The sequence below is a fragment of the Nocardioides sp. 1609 genome, assembly GCF_004522105.1.
In the GTDB taxonomy this organism is placed as follows: domain Bacteria; phylum Actinomycetota; class Actinomycetes; order Propionibacteriales; family Nocardioidaceae; genus Nocardioides.
Map to the genome: position 1 here is coordinate 697258 of NZ_SPUJ01000001.1, position 14368 is coordinate 711625.

Annotated in this window: 12 protein-coding genes and 1 other RNA gene; 4 read left to right on the forward strand and 9 right to left on the reverse strand. The window is 67.4% G+C overall.

Annotated elements, in window-relative coordinates; translation table 11 throughout:
- Positions 1 to 8: 8 nt before the first annotated feature.
- The 4 genes from E4623_RS03250 (at position 9) to E4623_RS03265 (ending at position 4168) form a co-directional block, all read left to right on the forward strand.
- Entirely contained in the window at positions 9 to 326 is a 318-nt protein-coding gene (locus E4623_RS03250; RefSeq protein WP_134765047.1) for a hypothetical protein, read from the forward strand.
- A gap of 124 nt (positions 327 to 450) precedes the next feature.
- Positions 451 to 1179 (forward strand): hypothetical protein, encoded by a 729-nt coding sequence (locus E4623_RS03255; RefSeq protein ID WP_134765048.1) that lies wholly within the window; start codon positions 451 to 453, stop codon positions 1177 to 1179.
- A 125-nt stretch (positions 1180 to 1304) separates the two neighbouring features.
- Positions 1305 to 2429 carry a hypothetical protein gene (locus tag E4623_RS03260; protein WP_134765049.1) on the forward strand — a complete coding sequence of 375 codons (1125 nt, stop codon included), beginning with the start codon at positions 1305 to 1307 and terminating at the stop codon, positions 2427 to 2429.
- On the forward strand, positions 2426 to 4168 hold the full coding sequence (locus E4623_RS03265; RefSeq protein WP_134765050.1) for a hypothetical protein: 1743 nt from the start codon (positions 2426 to 2428) through the stop codon (positions 4166 to 4168). The genes E4623_RS03260 and E4623_RS03265 overlap by 4 nt, the downstream gene beginning before the upstream one ends.
- A 184-nt stretch (positions 4169 to 4352) precedes the next feature.
- On the opposite strand, the gene E4623_RS03270 is transcribed toward E4623_RS03265, so the two are convergent.
- From E4623_RS03270 to E4623_RS03310, 9 genes are all read right to left on the reverse strand, one after another.
- Positions 4353 to 7769 (reverse strand): DEAD/DEAH box helicase family protein, encoded by a 3417-nt coding sequence (locus E4623_RS03270; protein ID WP_134765051.1) that lies wholly within the window; start codon positions 7767 to 7769, stop codon positions 4353 to 4355.
- 49 nt (positions 7770 to 7818) lie between these two features.
- A complete protein-coding gene (locus E4623_RS03275; protein WP_134765052.1) occupies positions 7819 to 8205 on the reverse strand; it encodes a RusA family crossover junction endodeoxyribonuclease in 387 nt (128 codons plus the stop codon).
- Positions 8202 to 9122, reverse strand: a complete 921-nt coding sequence (locus E4623_RS03280) for a restriction endonuclease (RefSeq protein WP_134765053.1) — start codon at positions 9120 to 9122, stop codon at positions 8202 to 8204. Before E4623_RS03280 ends, E4623_RS03275 begins: the two co-directional genes overlap by 4 nt.
- Positions 9122 to 10279: a restriction endonuclease subunit S gene (locus E4623_RS03285; RefSeq protein WP_134765054.1), complete on the reverse strand. Its 1158-nt coding sequence runs from the start codon at positions 10277 to 10279 to the stop codon at positions 9122 to 9124. Before E4623_RS03285 ends, E4623_RS03280 begins: the two co-directional genes overlap by 1 nt.
- Positions 10276 to 11736, reverse strand: a complete 1461-nt coding sequence (locus tag E4623_RS03290) for a class I SAM-dependent DNA methyltransferase (protein ID WP_134765055.1) — start codon at positions 11734 to 11736, stop codon at positions 10276 to 10278. The genes E4623_RS03285 and E4623_RS03290 overlap by 4 nt, the downstream gene beginning before the upstream one ends.
- Before the next feature lie 235 nt (positions 11737 to 11971).
- Positions 11972 to 12341: a transfer-messenger RNA gene (ssrA, locus tag E4623_RS03295) on the reverse strand.
- 98 nt (positions 12342 to 12439) lie between these two features.
- The gene (locus E4623_RS03300) at positions 12440 to 13327 is read right to left on the reverse strand and encodes an amidohydrolase family protein (protein ID WP_134765056.1); all 888 of its coding nucleotides are present in this window, start codon (positions 13325 to 13327) and stop codon (positions 12440 to 12442) included.
- Positions 13320 to 13799, reverse strand: a complete 480-nt coding sequence (gene smpB, locus E4623_RS03305; protein WP_134765057.1) for an SsrA-binding protein SmpB — start codon at positions 13797 to 13799, stop codon at positions 13320 to 13322. The genes E4623_RS03300 and smpB overlap by 8 nt, the downstream gene beginning before the upstream one ends.
- A gap of 79 nt (positions 13800 to 13878) precedes the next feature.
- Positions 13879 to 14364, reverse strand: a complete 486-nt coding sequence (locus tag E4623_RS03310) for a hypothetical protein (RefSeq protein ID WP_134765058.1) — start codon at positions 14362 to 14364, stop codon at positions 13879 to 13881.
- Positions 14365 to 14368 lie beyond the last annotated feature (4 nt).

A 14368-nucleotide genomic window follows, 5' to 3' on the forward strand; every position in this document is an offset into this window, starting at 1 on the left:
GCCGTCGCGTGAGCGACCTCCCGGAGGTCAAGCGCCGTCGGCGTCTGGAGAACCTGCTGTACACCGGTAAGCGGGTCTCGCAGCTGGCTACCGAGTACCGCTCGCACGGCCTCGAGGAGCACATCGAGCTCTACCTCCTGCAGCTCGAGGTCGAGCAGGTCCTGGCCGACGAGTTCCCCGATGCCTTCGAGGAGCACATCGGCTCCTGGGCCGAGGATGAGGCGGCCGCCGAGCACCGCCCGCTGGTGACGGCGGAAACCTGCAGCCTGTGTCACGCCATCAGCGCGCACCGCGCCGACGGCGCTGAGGCACCGCTCGCGGCCTGAGGGCCGGACATCACCACGTGGGGTGGGCCGTTCTCGGCCCACCCCACGCTTGCGCACTCAGCGTCCTGCCTGACCACGCACGCGGGGTTTGCGCGATCGAGACCGCGCCGGACGGTCGCCTCACATGTCCAACACCCATGACGCCGAAGACACCGTCCCTGCCACTGCTACCGCACTGAACGACCCCGAGGAGCTCGAGCGCTTCCTTGCGGCCTACCGCCCCAAGGACGTCGAGGCCGCCACCTGGGGTCGCGTCGGCCCGTCGGCGGCCGCGCTCGTGATGCGCGCGGGCGAGCCGACCCGGCTGCGCGTCGAGAAGGACATCCAGCTCCTCGATGCAGTCGTTGCTCACCTGGTCGAGCGCGGTCGCGAGATCACCCTGGACGAAGCGCTGGCTGACCGCACGTTGCTCTCCTTCGACACCGCGTTGACCGCCAGCGCCAAGACCCGAGAGAACAAGCGCGGTATCGCGCGTCGCCTCCAGGCGACACACCGCGGGCTTCCCTGGCGCGAGGGCCGCCGTAAGGACGGCGAGCGGGCGCAGGCGCTGGTCTCGCACAAGGCGCTCAACGACCTCCGACAGCTCGTGGAGGCCGCCGAGCTCGTCGCCGGAGACGACGAGGACGCCGCCGCCTTCATCGCGGCCGTCGACTCCACCCGCACGAGGCGTTGCGCTGGCTCTGAGGTGCCTGCCGTCGCTGAGGCGACCTGGCAGCGCGCCAGGCGCTTCGCCGAAGCGCAGGGACGCCCGATCACCCGCCGATGGCTGCACGGGGTCCTCACCCACGAGGTGCTGACCCACGACGCGCCCGTGGCCGTCCTGATCGCCCCACTATGGGCTCAGCCGGCGTGATCTCGACCTCGGCCTGACCCGCGCAGCCGCCCTTCCCACCGCACCGACCAGCGCCCACCACGACCTGCTCCGCGGGGCGCACTGACCCCCTGAGGGCCGGTGCCGACGCGTTCCCAGGACGTCCCGTGCAGGGATTGCCCGCCGCAGACGCGTCGGCACCGTGCTCGTCCAGATCGCCCGCCACAGACGGGCGACCGGACGAAAGGACCGGCCTGATGGCCACCACTCCCAACCGCAGGAAGCGCCCCAGCAAGGCGTCCGTCGCCCGCCTCAGGGCCGAGATCGAGGCACGCCCGCACCACCGCGAACTCTCGGAGACTCTGGCCGCCGTGATCGACGACTACCGCTCGGCACGCGTCAGCGACGCAACCATGGAGAAGATCAAGCCGTTCCTCCGCGCCGCGGTCACGGCATCGACGCTCTCACGCGCCGAGAGCGTGCGCAAGCACTGCAACCACCTCTCTCAGCTCGCCGTGTTCGCGATCAAGCGCGGACGCCCCCTGAGCATCGAAATCCTGCTGACCACCACCTTCATCGACGAGTACGTCCGGGTCGGCATGGCCGAGGCGGACGACCACCAGCGCGCGGAGCGCCGACGCCGGCTCTTGTCGGTAGCCCGCACCGCGAACCCCGGCCCCGACGTGCCCGCCAAGCTCACCCCGATCGGGCACAGCTCCATCAAGCCCTGCTACACCCCCGCCGAGCTCGCCGTCATCGTCCGCGCCAGCCAGGTCCAGCCCACCGCCACACGCCAGCGCGACCTCGCCATCGTTGTCGCCCTCGCGGCCGGGGCTGGACTCGACAGCGTCGACATGAGGGACCAGCGGAAGAACCACATCGAAGACCTCGCCGAGGACGGCATCCGGATCCACGTGCAGGGACCCCGTCCTCGCATCGTCATCCTCCGCGCTGGGTTCGAACCGCTGCTGCGCACTGCCATCGCGGACATCCCTGACGGGGAGCTCGTGCTCGGTCGCAAGCAGGACCGCCGCAACACCGCCGCCCGGGCCGTCGAGAGGGCCGCCCTGCACAACGTGCCGCACATCGAGCCCGCCCGGCTGCGCGCGACCTGGTTGGCAGACCTGATGACCGACCCCATCCCGCTGGCGGTGATCCTGCAGGCGGCCGGGCTCAAGTCCGCACGCACGCTCAGCGAGCTGCACCCGCACCTGGGTCCCTGGCTGGCGCACAAGAACCTCACCCAGGTCGAGGCCACCACCACCGGCCTGCTGCGGGGCGAGACCCGATGAGCGCCAAGCGCCTGACCCGCCCCATGGTCGCGCGCACCGTCCACATGATCGACAACAGCGGCGTGCTCGACATCCTCGCCCCGCCGACACCCAAGGGCCAGCGCGGACGCAAGGGCCAGATCCGCGCCAACACCAGGCTGTGGGCCATCGGCGTCATCCTGTGCACCCGCCTCGGACACGAGACCACCGTCGCCGGTGTCCACGGCGTCCTGACCGAGACACTCCCCCGCGACCTTCAGTGGCAGCTCGGCGTACTGCGTCCGCTCACCACGAAGGCCACCAAGCCCCGCAGCTTCGACCCCGAGCAGGCCCGACTGACCAAGAACGGCAAGCCGCGCAAGGAGATCTGGACCGACGAGGGCTACGAGCGGATCGGATACGACGACCTCGTCAACGTCGCCGCCAAGATCAAGGACCGGCTGGACTACGGCCACGGCACCGCACCCGACCTGAGCGACGAAGAACGCGACTGGCGCCGGACACAGGTTGAAGACGTCATCGACCGACTTATCACCATCTCCGTCATCCCGCGCAGCTGCACCACCTGTGCGATCGACGGCACCGGGCAGTGGTCCTGGAACATCGGCCCTCGTAAGGAGCGGACTGACGCCCAGAAGCGCCTGGACACCGGCGCTGCCCACGCTCCCAGCGAGGACGTGTCGACCTCGCTCCAGGTCACCCCCATCTCCGCCGAGGACGCACCTGCACCCCAGGGGCGGGTCACTGGTGCGTTGCGCCACTGTCTCGACGCCGCCTGGGGTTACAAGACTGGCAAGGCAGGACAGAAGGAGGTCGGCTACGGCTTCCACCAGCACACGGTCGTGCGGACCGCAGATCCGAACTCCACCGGTCGGCCGGAGCCCTTGCTCGTCGAGGGGCTGGTCGTGGTGCCCGCGAACGAGGACGTCGTCGAGGCCTCCCTGCGACTTCTGGACCGCATCCAGCTCCGCTCCAAGATCACCCGGCTTGCCGGGGACCTGCTCTACACCAACCTCAAGGCCGCCCGGTGGGCCGTTCCCCTGGCCCAGCGTGGCATCGAGCAGATCCTCGCCATGCGCGAGGACGGAGGTGGCTGCGTCGACATCAACGGTGCCGTCATGCAGTACGGGTGGATGCACTGCCCCGCCGCCCCGATGGACCAGCGTCCACTCCCTGCGACGTTCGCCCGGGATGAGGACGACGAGCACTACAACGCGGTCGAGGAGTTCAAGGCCAACTGGGCTTTCGACCGCAAGGAGTCCGGCCTTGGGGCGAACCCCTCCTCGAAGTGGATCTGCCCCGCGATGGCTGGCAGAGGCGGCTGCTGGGCGCGCGGCACGGACAACGTCACCGTCGCCCGGGAGGCCGGCCTGCCCATCATCACCCCGCCCCAGGACTGGGAATCACGCCCCTGCTGCACCAACAAGACCATGGACTTCACTCCTGACCCAAAGAACCCGCACCACCAGCGCAAGCTCATGCAGCGGGAATACGTCGGCACCCGCCGGTGGCGGCGCGCCATGAACGTCCGCACGCTCGTGGAGGGTGCCTTCGGGATCCTGAAGAACCCCAGCCTCAGCGGATGCGCCGCGGACAGAACCGCCTCCCGGGGCTGGCCATGGCCAACCTCATCAACGGCCTCAAGGTCGCGGTCTTCAATGAGGAGCAGCTCCGTAGCTGGCACGAGGACACCGGTCTCGGACCGGCCGACCATCCGCTGCTCCAGCCCGACCAGCACGACTGGGGCTTCGTCGACCTGACCAAGGCACAGGCCAAGGAGATCGACGACGAGTACCTCCGCGCCTCGCGCAAGGAGACGTTGAAGGCCGTGCCCGACGCAGCCTGACGCACACGGCAACCCGATGTCGGCTCAGGTACGCAGAGCACTAACTCTGATCTTTGAAAACTCAACAGCGGAAGGTTCCATCCGGGCTGGGCGCGGTCTCAGGCCACCGTTACGTCGGGTAGGGCGTGCGTTCTGACGTCGTCGAGAATGGCCACGATGTCGTCAACCTGGTCGTCGGTGAAGAGCGTGTCCGGGCCGTGCGGGGCGTGGTCAGTGAACGGCGACTCGTAGAGCCGGGCAACCTCCATCACCCCGTTGGCGGTCAGGTGCTCCACGATCAGCTGAACGAAGCGGAGCTGGTTGGTCGAGAACGAGGTGTCGGAGAGGTAGCGGTCGAACGCGGCGGTCGCGGCTTCACGGTCCAGCCCCACCAGGGACCGGACGAAAAGGCCGAGACCGTGGGCCTCCTCGCGGGCCTTGGCGATGTCGGTCTCGGTGCCGGCGCCGGACTCCAGCAGCATCGTCTCCAGCGAGGTGAGGTCATCGGCGGTGAGCTGGAGGTTGCGGCGCAGACGCTGCAACGCGAGGTGGTCCTCGTGATCGCGCAGGTAGGACCGTGCCTTGGCGCGGAAACGTTCCCAGTTGGTGCCGGGCAGAACACCGGGGAGATCGACGATGCTGGCGTCGCCGAGCTCGTCCTGGAAGTCGGAGTAGACGATGGCGCGCTTGGTCGAGTCGACGAACCGCACGAGGCCCCGGACCCGTCGACGGGCCAGCTCGAGCATCGGCAGGGTCGCGTCGACCCACCACTCGTCACCGGCCAGCTGATCGAGCAGCTGCTCTTGGGCCCTGACCGACGGGATGGTGGTCTGACCGAGCAGGGCCGAGCTGATGTCCTGGACCTGCTTGCGCAGTCGTTCGTAGGTGAGGGCGTCGCTCTCAAGGCGGGCGAGTTGGAGACGCAGCAGGATCAGGTCGAAGCGTTTGGCGTCCTCGTCCTCGTCACGGTGCGCGGAGGGCAGCCCGGCGAGGTGGCGGGCGATGTCGCCGGCCTTGTCGGTGTCGAGACGCTTCCACGAGGGCCACTCCGCGTAGGTCTCGACCCACTCCCGAGCGGGGCGGACCAGGAAGTTGTCGACGTTCATGCCGGCGACCACTTCGTGGAGCGACCAGGCGATGTCGACGCGTAGCCCGCGCTCGGACGTCTCGCCCTCCCCTATCTCCGGATCGTCCTTGGTGTCACCGGAGGTGTGGTCGAGGGCCGCGACCAGTCCGAGGCGGGCCTCGAAGAGGCGCTCGGCGAGGGACTTCTGCACCGAGCCGCCGACTTCGGGGAGGTCTTGGCTGAAGTACTCGAGGTTGCCGCAGACGTCGAAGACGTAGAAGTTCTTCTTGTCCTCGCCAGGCCCGTACAGGTCGGGGCACAGGCGGGTGCCGCGCCCGATCATCTGCCAGAACTTGCTCTTGGACCGGACGGCCTTGAAGAAAACGAGGTTGACGACCTCAGGGACGTCGATGCCGGTGTCGAGCATGTCGACGGAGATCGCGATGTGCGGCGCCTTGTCTCTGATCGAGAAGTCGTCGATCAGCGACTGGGCGTAGGTGACGGAGTGGGTAATCACCCGGGCGAAGTCACCGGCGTAGTGGGGGTAGGCGAGGTTGAAGCGCTGCTCGATGAACTCGGCGTGCTTCTGGTTCTTGGCGAAGATGATGGTCTTGCCCAGGCGGTCGCCGCCGGCGACCTTGTGGCCGTCCTTCATCACGGCCGCCAGGACCTTGTCGACGGTGTCGGCGTTGAACAGGAACCGGTTCAGCTCTTCGGCGGTGATGGCGTCGGGGATCTCGCCGTCCTCGCTCCACTCATAGGAGTCCCAGTCGTCCTTCTCCTCCTCGGAGAGCTCGTCGTAGCGGATCCCCTGGCGCAGGAACTTGGTGGACATGGACACCCCCACCGGGGGCACGAGGTAGCCCTCGGCCACGGCCTCGTCGAGGCTGTAGGCGTCGGTGGGGACGCCGTCCTCGAGGTTGAACAGGCCGTAAGTGTTGCGGTCGACCTCGTCCTTTGGCGTCGCGGTCAGGCCCACCAGGAGCGAGTCGAACCAGGAGAAGATCGCGCCGTACTTCTGGTAGACCGACCGATGGGCCTCATCGATCACGACCAGGTCGAAATAGCCGGGTCCGAACAGACGGCGACCGCTGCCGATGTCGTTGATGAGGTTCAGCATCGTCGGGTAGGTCGAGACGTAGACCCGGCCGTCGCTGTTCTTCTCGGTGACGGCGTTGACGGTCGTGACGTTGGGCAGGTGGGTCTTGAACGCATTCGCTGCCTGGCGGACCAACGCGGTGCGGTCGGCGAGGAACAGCACTCGCTTCACCCAGCCGGCTCGCATGAGCTGGTCGACCAGCGCGATGGTGACGCGGGTCTTTCCCGACCCGGTGGCCATCACGAGCAGGGCATCGCGCTGCTTGGCGGTCAAGGCGTCCCCGACGGCGCGGATGGCGCGCTGCTGGTAGTGCCGCCCGACGATCTCCTTCGTGATGGTCGCGGTAGCCAGTGGGAGACGACCGGTGCGGCGACCCACCATGAGCTCGAGCTCGGTGGCGGTGAAGAAGCCCTCGACCTTGCGGGGCGGGTAGCCAGCGGCGTCGTCCCAGAGCCAGGTCTGGTAGCCGTTGGTGTAGAAGATCACCGGGCGTCGCCCGGTCATCTGCTCGAGGCAGTCAGCGTAGAGCTTGGCCTGCTGCTGGCCGACCGCCGGCTCAACCGTCGTGCGCTTCGCCTCCACCACCGCCAGCGGCAGACCGTCTGCACCCCAGAGCACGTAGTCGACGTAGCCGGTGTTCTTGTCGTTGGGCATGCCGGTGACCTCGAACTCGCGGTCCCGGTCCTCGGTGAGTAGCCACCCCGCCTCGAGGAGCAGCTCGTCGATGATCAGCTCGCGGGTCTTGGCCTCGGAGTAGTCCCGGGTGTCCGGCAGGACGTTCGCAGCCTGCACCGCCTTGATCTGCGCGCGCAGCTTCTCGATCTCGACGTCCTTGGCCGCGGCCAGGTCATCGCGCTCGGCCAACGCCTTGGCGTGAGCCCCGTCCTGGGCCTTGAACCGCTCCGCGAGCTTGACGACGTCAGCGCGGCTCAGAGGCGCGTTCTTGCCCGCGAGCGCGGGGTCGAACATCGCACCGTTGGGCACCGAGGCCGGGTCGGTGGAGTAACGGAACGCGGTCCACACCACGACGTGGTGGAGCTCGCGGAGCACATCGACGGCAGCCTGGGCCGGGATCGGCTGGGTGTCGTGGACGGCCCGATTGCCCAGCTTGCGGATCAGGTTGAGCTTCTGCCCGATCCCGACGCCGACAGTGTTGCGGAACTCGGCCTGATTGACCCGAGCTGAAAGGTCGTCCTTGTAGGGCAGTGGCAGCTGGTCGACGTCGTAGATCAGACCGACAAGCTGTTCGACCGCGCGGCGCGCGTAGATGCAGGCGGTGCGCGGGTCCGACGCTAAGTATCCCTCGGACCGCACGCAGTCGGCATGGGTCTGCGGCCACTCGGTCTTGATGAAGTCGAAGTTGCTCGTCACCGGCTATCTCCCCACTGCGTCGCCGGTCATCATGCCGGTCAGAGATCGGTCAGGCGGGGACTTCTGGCAGTTCGGACATCCGGATTCGCGCACCGGTCGCCTCGCCCTCGCCCCCGTGGCGCTTAGTCGCGATGAGGCGGTCGACTCGCACGTCGTCGGCCTCGACTCGGGCCCCCGTCGCAGGCCGTCGACCGAGTACGCCGTCCAGCGCGTCGAGCGTGGACTTGATCAGGTTGTCGAGATCAGGCTCGAGACGTCCGCGTTGCTGGGTGGTGAGGACGAAGTCGACCTCCAGTTGGACGCGGGAAGGGCCTGGGAGTGTGGCGCCGGCGAAGGCATCCCTGACGGCCTTCTTCCATCGCTGCTCGTTTTGGCCGCCCGCGTAGCCGGTCGGTCGCCCAACCACTTCACGTTCCACCGCAGCCTGCTCGCTCACTCGAAGAAGTCCTCGTCCATCTCGACGATCTGGACGGTCCGCTTCACCTGCACACCGACGCCGTAGCGGATCATCAGTCTGGTCAGCTTCTCGCCGTCGATGAGCACGATGCGCGTCGGCACCTGGTCGGCGTAGGCCTGTGCCTCACCACTGAACCGGCTGGTGGTGATGAAGACCCCCTGGTTGGCCTGGTTGCCGGCCAGAGCGCCAACGAAGGCTTGGATCGCGGGCCGTCCGATGGCGTTGTCCTCGGCGTACCGCTTCGCTTGGACGTAGATCCGGCTCAACCCGAGCGCGTCCTGGTCGACGATTCCGTCGATGCCGCCGTCGCTGGACAGCTGGGTGCGGGTCGCGGACCCTTCCGCACCGCCGTAGCCCATGGCGATCAGCAGATCGAGCACCGCCTGCTCGAAGAAGACCGGCTCTTGCGCCAGGATGCGGGTCAGCAGCTGGTCGGCGACATCAGCGTTGATACGGGCAACACCGGACGCGATCTGCTCCTCGGGATCGAGCTTGGAAGCTTCCTCCACCGCGGCGGGCGCCGAGGCCTGCGCAGGAGAGGGGAACGCCTTGAAGGTGTGCGGTGCGTTCTCGTCCCCGGAGAGCGCGCGCAGGTGTTTCTCGGTGATGCCGTCCGGGTGCTCCGTCAGAAGCTTCCGACCGATGTTGGTGATCCGGTAGCGACCCCGGCTCGGCCGCTCGGCGGCACCCGCTCGGGCCAGGTAGGACAGCGCCCAGTTGCCCCGGTTCACCCACTGCTCCTGCCCCGAGGGGATCAGGATCTCTCGCTGCTCCTGCGTCACCCCCAGGAGGTCGGCAGCCGCCTCCACGATCGGGCGGGTGCGGTGCACTTCCCCGTCACACAGGACACGTAGACACGGCACCATGTACTGATCCCACGTGGGCACAGCAGCCATCAGAGCTCACCTCGAAACGCGCGGGAATGGAGGGATGTGCAGAACTCGGCATCGACCATTACGGCCTCTAGCGTCGTTGCTCGCGTCCGGGCTACCGCAGTCAGATGCTCCTCAAAGGCTCGCTGTAGTTCTACGCTTGGGTTTGGCACTGGCGAACACTTCACGATCCCAGCATTCAGGTTCGGCAACGTGGCCCCCAGTGAGTGCCGCTCGAGATACCTCTTCATCCTTGTGGAGGTGACCACGGCGTGAAGGAATGTCGAACGGCTTTGCTTGGGCCGCAGAATCAAGGAGCCTGTTCCACAGAGCATCCCGACTTGCTCCGGTCGGACGATCCCGGCTCGCCCCATCTCCCCTCGCCGACCCAGGACTATGTCGCCCTCGCAGAGGCGATAGCGGGCGAGACCAACCGCCTTTTCCTCGCTCACCGAGAACTCGGGGTCCGGCTGAAGCACACCCCCTTGTATGTGCATAGGGTTCAGCACTGCTACTGCCCCCCTCACATAGTCGCTTTGATGTAGCAACGATCCGAACGGACCGATCTGCACGTCGGCGATGTCGGCCAGCGTCGCTGACCACGGATGGCTTCCGAACATGTCGTCGAACACCGAGTGGGTGATCTCGTCCAGGTGGGCAAGTAACTGGCTGCGCTTGGCGCGGAGGGCGCCGGCCTGGTCCAGGATCGCGGCAATACGGCGCTGCTCGTCGAGGGGTGGGAGGGGGATCCGGATACTTTCCAGGACTCTCGCGTCGAGCTTTTTCGTACCGTGAGCCGCCGTGCTGACCTGCGCCAAGATCACGTCGTGCTGAGCCCGCAACATCGCAGCAAGAAATCTTGGGTCGATCTCGCGACGTGGGATGAGCGCTTTGAGGTCCTGATTTATCGCAGATTCAACATCGAGGATCGCGATAGGAACGGTATGGGCGAGGATCATGCCGCGCACGACCATCGTGACCGTGCCTGCCGGAATCTTCCGTATCGAAGTCGAGTCGAATACGGATCGAGAGATGTGGTCAGCGGAATCCGTTAGCCGAGACTGTTTGATGTCTTTAGCACTGAACCAAGGCACGTCCCCACTCCAGAAGTCGGGGTTGGCCTTCGACGGTGTCCCGCCGCTGTAGAAGTCGACGACATCGCCTAGCGCAACGGTGGTCAAGAGAGCATCGCCCTCAGGTCGATCAAGCCCTGTTGAATCTCGGTCTCGAGGCGCTCGAGGTCGGCGATGATGTCGAGCGGGGCGCGGTGCTCGACCTCGTCGTGGACGACTTCCTTATAGCGGTTCAGGGAAAGGTCGTAACCCTGTGCCGCGATGTCAGCCTTGGGCACGCAGAAACTCTGCTCGGTGCGGGCACGGTTCTGCTCGTCACCGTCACGCTTCTCCCAGCGCGCTAGTACATCGAGGAGATCGTTCGACTCGATGGGGTTGCGCTTGTCGTCGAGGCTGAAGCCGTCGGCCTGCACGTCGTAGAACCAGACGTGGTCGGTGCCGCCCGAGTTGGTCTTGGTGAAGAACATGATCGCTGTGGAGACCCCGGCATAGGGCTTGAAGACGCCGGAAGGCAGCTTCACGACGGCGTCGAGCTCCTGGTCCTCCACGAGAATGCGGCGGAGCGCCTTGTGTGCCGTGGAGGACCCGAAGAGCACTCCGTCCGGGACGATGACGGCAGCACGGCCGCCGGGCTTCAGCAGCCGAAGAAAGAGGGCGAGAAACAGCAGCTCGGTCTTCTTGGTCTTGACGACGCGCTGGAGATCCTTGGAGGTGGACTCGTAGTCGAGGCTCCCAGCGAAGGGCGGGTTCGCGAGGACCAGCGAGTATGACCCCTCCTCCCCCGCGGCGCCCTCTGACAGGGAGTCGCGGTAGCGGATGTCCGGCTGTTCGACGCCGTGGAGCAGCATGTTCATGCTGCCGATGCGAAGCATGGTGGAGTCGAAGTCGTAGCCGTGGAACATGCTGTGGTGGAAGTGCCGACGCTGGCCGACATCGGTCATCACGGACGGGTGGTGCTCGCGGACGTACTGAGCTGCCGAGACCAAGAACCCCGACGTACCCGAGGCTGGGTCGCAGATCTCGTCCGAGGGTTGCGGCGCCGTCATCGCGACCATGAGGTCGATGATGTGGCGCGGTGTCCGGAACTGCCCGTTCTGTCCGGCCGACGCGATCTTGCTGAGCATGTACTCGTACAGGTCACCGCTGGTGTCGCGGTCGTTCAACGGGATCTCGTCGAGCAGGTCGACGACCTTTGACAGCAGGGCCGGCGTCGGGATGGCGTAGCGCGCATCCTTCATGTGGGCCGAGTAGGTGGAGCCGTCACCGCCGAGCTTGCGCAGGAACGGGAAGACGCCTTCGCCCACGACCTGGTGCATGACCCCCGGCTCGAAGTCCTTGAACTTCGACCACCGCAGGTCGGCCTGCCCCGGCTGGAACAGCGGGTCCTCGATCGGCTGGCCGGTGCGGTTGGCCTTCTTCTCGGCCAGCGTCTGCAGGTCGTCGAGGCGACGGATGAATAGCAGGTAGGTGATCTGCTCGATGACCTCGAGCGGGTTGGCGATTCCGCCGGACCAGAAGGCGTTCCAGATAGTGTCGATCTTGCTTTTGAGCTCGCCGGTGATCACGTCCGGAACCCTAACCGCGAACGCCCACGCTGTCCGGGGAGGGCGTGTGTGCACGCTGGCGGGGTTTCGAGACGGTTGCTGCGCAACCTCCTCAACCACCGTGCGGAGACAGCACGAGAGCCGCTCCGACGTGGTGTCGGAGCGGCTCTCGTTCAAGAGGGCTGAGTCTCGGCGGCGTGACCCGCCGGGACCGGCAATTCTGCGAAGACTTCGCGTTCATTCTGCGAAGACCCCGGTGTGGAGCTGGCGGGAATCGAACCCGCGTCCTCGAGCGTCGAACCAGGTCTTCTCCGGGTGCAGTCTGCGATGACGGTTTCTCGGCCCCGGCGCTCGCGCAGACGCGTCGCCGACAGGCCCAGTCAGGTTTGAGTCCCGGTCACCCCTCCTGACGAGAGGTGAGCAGCAAGTCTCCTAGATGACGCCAGGGTCCGGGACGGAGACGGATGCCCGGTCTGACGCTTCGATCACCGCTCAGGCGGCGAGAGCGAAGGAACTGCGCTTAGCGTTGGCAGTTATTGGTTTCCAGCGATCGTTTACGAGATGACGCTGGCTCCTCGACCCGCTTCTCCTGGAACTAACGTCCCAAGTCGAAACCGATCAGCCCCTCTTGAGTTGTCGTGCTCGACCATCGTAGCGGGCGGGGCACACCCGGAGCACCTCAGTTGCCGGTGCGACCGGCTCGACGACGCGCTGAGCGACCCGGTCAGCCCGCCGGGGCGTCGAACAACCGGACGCCGTTGTGCCAGCACACGTCGCGCATCCAGTCGTCACCCAGGTCGAGCGCGGCCAGCCCGGTCAGCTGCTCCACGTAGGGGTACGGGATGGTCGGGAAGTCGGAGCCCAGCAGCACCTTCGGTTGCAGGTCGCGCAGCCGCGGCAGCAGGTCGGCGGGGTAGTCGACGCCGAAGAAGTCGGTGAAGACCATGGTGGTGTCGAGGTGCACGCGGTCGTAGCGCTCGGCCAGGGCCAGGAAGGCCTCGCACTCGGGCGCACCCAGGTGGGCCACGATGATCGCGAGCCGCGGGAAGCGGCGCAGCAACCGCTCCATCGACGCGGGCCCGGTGAAGTCGTTGCCGACCGGCCCCGAGCCGGCGTGCACGACGACCGGGGTGCCGGCGTCCTCGAGCACGCCCCAGACGCCGTCGAGCAGCGGGTCGTCGAGGTGGAACTCCCCCACCTGCAGGTGGATCTTGAAGACGGCGGCGCCGCCCGCGACCTCGGCGGCGACGTACGCCGCGGCGTCCGGCTCGGGGTAGAACGTCGCCGACCGGAGCACCTGCGGTCGGGCGGCGGCGAACTCCGCCGACCAGTTGTTGAGGTACGTCGCGACGCCCGGCTTGTGGGCGTACGGCAACGTCGAGAACCGGCGCACCCCGAGCTCCTCCAGCGTCGCCAGTCGCTCCTCGTGCGAGGTCCGGTAGCGGATCGGCCATGCACGGCCGATCTTCGGACCGGCGGCGTCGAAGACCGCCCACACCGCGCGCTGGATGTTGGGCGGCAGGAAGTGCACGTGGACGTCGAACAACCCGGGCAGCCCCAGCCCCGTCCAGAACTCCCGGACCGCGGGGGCGTCGCGATGGAGGTCAGTCACGCATGCCCTTGAGGCGGCGCCCGACCTCCTGCTGGATCTCGTTCTGCGCGTCGCGCTTGGCCAGCGACTGGCGCTTGTCCCACGACTTCTTGCCCTTGCCGATGCCGATCTCGATCTTGGCGCGGCCGTCGAGGAAGTACAGCGACAGCGGGACGACGCTCAGCCCCTTCTCGGTGACCCGGCGCTCGATCTTGTCGATCTCCACCCGGTTCAGCAGCAGCTTGCGCTTGCGGCGGGCGGCGTGGTTGGTCCAGGTCCCCTGGGAGTACTCCGGGATGTGGACGCCGTGCAGCCACGCCTCGCCCCGGTCGATGTCGACGAACCCGTCGACCAGCGAGGCCCGGCCCTGGCGCAGCGACTTCACCTCGGTGCCCTGCAGCACGAGGCCGGCCTCGAAGACGTCGTCGATGGCGTAGTCGTGCCGCGCCTTCTTGTTCTGCGCGATCAGCTTGCGCCCCTGCTCCCTGGCCATGGACCCATTCTCGCAGCGTCGGCAAGCCGGTTCGACCTCGCCCGGAGCACCGTCGACGGCGGACCCGCGCCGCGCCCGGTCAGTCCGGCAGCCGCAGCGCGATGGCCGCCGCCGCGGAAGCACCCTCCAGGACCGCCTCCACGGCACGGCGGTGCACCGCCAGGGCCCGGTTCGCCTCGAGGACGGCGTCCTCGAGCAGCACGCCCAGGAGGTGCGCCGCGACGTCGTCGAGCCGGTCGGTGCGCACCGCCGCGCGGGCCGACAGCCCGCCGGTGTCGAGGTCGAGCTCCAGGGCGGAGGTGGTGAGCGTCGCGTTGGCGCGGGCCACGAGCATCGACGTCTCCGTCCGCAGCCCCTCGGGCACCAGCACCGGCCAGACGGCGTAGCAGCAGACGGTCTCGGAGCCGGCCATCACCACCACGACCGTCGGGACCGCCGGGTCGTCTCCGGCACGCAGGGTGAAGGTGTGCAGTTCGTCGTCCGGCGCGACGTCGAGCCCGACGGCGGCGAACGCCGCGCGCGTGCGCTCGAAGAGTCGGGCAGAGGCGCTCACGAGTGGGCTCACGAGT